This is a genomic window from Waterburya sp. (genome assembly GCF_058530065.1).
On record NZ_JBZNBU010000442.1, the window covers coordinates 1 to 3,284 of the forward strand.

Annotated in this window: 4 protein-coding genes and 1 pseudogene; 4 read left to right on the forward strand and 1 reads right to left on the reverse strand. The window is 40.9% G+C overall.

What is annotated here, in order from left to right; translation table 11 throughout:
• A partial coding sequence (locus tag AC33VI_RS23455) for a glycosyltransferase (RefSeq protein WP_491784674.1) occupies positions 1-864 on the forward strand: 864 nt, incomplete at its 5' end.
• A gap of 96 nt (positions 865-960) precedes the next feature.
• Positions 961-1,608, forward strand: a complete 648-nt coding sequence (pdxH, locus tag AC33VI_RS23460) for a pyridoxamine 5'-phosphate oxidase (protein WP_491784675.1) — start codon at positions 961-963, stop codon at positions 1,606-1,608.
• Between the two features lie 66 nt (positions 1,609-1,674).
• Here pdxH and AC33VI_RS23465 read toward each other — a convergent pair whose 3' ends face one another.
• Complete coding sequence (locus AC33VI_RS23465) at positions 1,675-2,550, reverse strand: fructosamine kinase family protein (RefSeq protein WP_491784676.1); 876 nt, start codon at positions 2,548-2,550, stop codon at positions 1,675-1,677.
• A 57-nt stretch (positions 2,551-2,607) separates the two neighbouring features.
• Between AC33VI_RS23465 and ybiA the strand changes: the two genes are divergently transcribed.
• Positions 2,608-3,039, forward strand: coding sequence for a riboflavin biosynthesis intermediates N-glycosidase (ybiA, locus tag AC33VI_RS23470; protein WP_491784677.1), 432 nt, complete (start codon positions 2,608-2,610; stop codon positions 3,037-3,039).
• Positions 3,040-3,123: 84 nt separating this feature from the next.
• Positions 3,124-3,284, forward strand: a pseudogene (locus AC33VI_RS23475) (D-alanine--D-alanine ligase); the annotation flags it as partial.

Genomic DNA, 3,284 nt, shown 5'->3' on the forward strand with positions numbered 1-3,284 from the left:
CCCTGGGCTTTGATTGGCAATATGAGTCATGTCAATGTTGTTGCATCTATGGCGAGAGAGCTATCGGGAATAAAAACCCGTCTGCTGTTAGTCGAGCAAAACACTGTGTCTGTGGAGCAAAATAACCTCGCACTGCAACGGGCAAAATTAGTCCCTTATTTGATGAAATTCTTTTACCCTCGTGCCAATGCTGTGGCGGGGGTTTCAGCTGGAGTTGCTAGGGATTTGGAAGATACTTTAGGGTTGAAACAGAAAAGCGTGGAAGTGCTTAACAATCCCATTGTCAATCAAGATCTAATCGAGAAAAGAGCGGGAGATTTAGACCATCCTTGGTTTGTCCCAGGAGAGCCTCCAGTATTTTTAGCGGTGGGAAGATTGAATCCCCAAAAAGACTTTCCCAATCTTTTGCGCGCTTTTGCTCAAGTGAGACAAGAAACAGAAGCAAGATTGATTATTTTAGGAGAAGGAGACGATCGAGAACAACTAGAAAAATTAGTTACTGACCTGGATATTGAGCGAGATGTGTTGCTTCCTGGTTTTGTTAAAAATCCCTATGCCTATATGAGTCGGGCTAGTTGTTTTGTTCTATCTTCCAGAGGAGAAGGATTGCCAACAGTCTTAATCGAATCAATGGCTTGTGGTTGTCCTGTGGTAGCGACTAATTGTCCTAGCGGTCCCGATGAAATTTTGGATAATGGAACTTATGGTAATTTAGTCCCAGTTGAAGATTCCGATGCTTTAGCTAAAGCAATGCTGGCTACTCTAGCCAATCCTTTACCCAAAGAGACCTTAATGGCAAGAGCTAATGAATATTCCACAGAGAAAGTGATTAATGCTTATTTCTCTTTACTAAATCGAGTTTAATTTTAATCACTTAAAGTTATCTTTAGTTTCTAGTTTTTAGTTTTTGCAGTTTGAGAATCTGATAAATTAATAACTGTTCCTTGCCTATGAAATAACGTGGATTATTCGGTAGCTGATTTAAGACAAAACTACACCCTAGCGGGATTATCAGAAGAAAATGTCAAATCTAACCCGATCGAGCAATTTCAGATTTGGTTACAACAAGCCCTAGATGCAAATTTACTCGAACCTAATGCCATGACTTTAGCTACTGCTACTCCTGATGGCAAGCCTACCGCTAGAATCGTCTTACTCAAAGGAATAGATCGACGAGGTTTTGTTTTTTACACTAATTATGAAAGCCAAAAAGGGCAGCAGTTAACTGCCAATCCCTTTGCTGCCCTGGTTTTTCTTTGGGATAAATTAGAAAGGCAGGTTCGGATTGAAGGAAAAGTAGTCAAAATTAACCGAGAAGAATCGGAAGCTTATTTTCATTCTCGCCCTAAAGCTTCTCAATTGGGTGCTTGGGCATCAGATCAAAGTCGAGTTATATCCAGTCGTAAAATTTTAGAACAAAAGTTAGCTAGCTTAGAATCTAAATATGAGGATGAAGCAAACATACCCATCCCTAATTATTGGGGAGGATTTAGAGTAATACCCAGCCTGATTGAATTTTGGCAAGGTCGTCCTAGTCGCTTGCACGATCGCTTAGCCTACCATTTACAGGATGATGGCACTTGGCAGATTCAAAGACTTTCCCCTTGAAAAACAAATAACTAATAACTAATAACTAAAGCGATCGCTCGGTCAGTAGCTTATCCCGAACTCAGCTTAAATAATTCCCTCGATGATTCTTTTAGCTTGACTGCCATAACCGCCACCAAAAAGATTGAAGTGATTGAGAACGTGATACAGGTTATAAATACTTTTGCGTTTTGGATAACCTTTGTCTAATTCCCAGGTTTCGTTATAACCTCGATAAAAAGCTGAGGGAAAACCACCAAATAACTCTGTCATCGCCAAATCGGTTTCGCGATCGCCATAATAGGTAGCAGGATCTAAAATCACAGGTGCGCCATCGGCACGAATAGCTGCATTTCCCGACCAAAGATCGCCATGGAGTAAAGAAGAAGTGGGGTTGCGATCGCCCAATCTATCCCGAATGGCATTCACTATGCGATCGCGACTGGGAAAATTCCCCCCACGGCGTTGAGCCAGTTTTAATTGATAGCCAATACGCTGTTCGGCAAAGAAATCTGCCCAATTCTCCATTGGAGTATTGATTTGAGGAGTCGAACCAATGGTATTATTCATCTCCCAACCAAAGCTACTCGAAGTTCCTTGACGGTGCATTGTTGCTAATTGCCTGCCCATCTGTTGCCAACTATCTTTGTTTCCCCCAGCTAAATCAAACCATTCCAAAACGATATAACTGCGATCGCCTGCCGTTCCCCAACAGATCGGCTGAGGCACAGAAATAGTCTGGGTGGCATACATTTGTTTTAGTCCTAAAGCTTCTGCTGCAAACATTTCCACGCGATCGCTCTGATTTAATTTGACAAAATATTTTGCTTCTTTCCCTTTAACTCGATAGCCTTGATTGATGCAACCGCCCCCTACTCCCCGAAGATCGGCAACAGTAAATTCTTTTCCTGTAGCTTGAGCAATGGCTTGGGCGATTTCGATCCAGGTTTGATTGACGGTCATGGCGAGCTATTAGTAATTAGACTTAGAAAAATCTTACATTAAATTTAACTATCGATCGTGGCAATCAGATTTCACTCCAAATCTCCCGAATATTCTTGGTTATCTAACTTTTCCCATCATAGATTTATGCTGGATAATCTTCGTTGGTTGAGTGTCGAACATTATTATCAAGCTCAGAAATTCCCCCAAACAGATACCTTCGATCGCATCCGCAATGCAACTACATCTTTGCAAGCTAGAAAAATTGCTCGCAACCGTTCATTAGTACCGCGATCTGATTGGTCGGAAGTTAAGGAACAAGTGATGATTCGAGGAGTTTCTGCTAAATTCGAGCAAAACAGAAAACTATTAAAAAACTTGCTGGCTACCAAACCAGAAATTCTGATTCATCATTCTTCTAAGGACTTATTTTGGGGACAGAATGAAGCAGGTATTGGTGACAATCGACTGGGAACAATATTGATGGAAATTCGCCAAAGATTGCCATAGAATGCTCTTCACAAACAAATGGGGTTCGACCAAAATTAAAAATATCGTGTAGCATCTATAAGAACTTGAGTTTGGGTTAATCATATGGCAAAGCAAAAAGTTGGTTTATTATTTGGTGGATGTTCGGGAGAACATGAAGTATCGATAACTTCTGCTAAAGCGATCGCTTCAGCCCTACAACAAGCCGAAAATAAAGCTAAATATGAAATTTTACCCGTATATATTGACAAACAAGGTACTTGGCA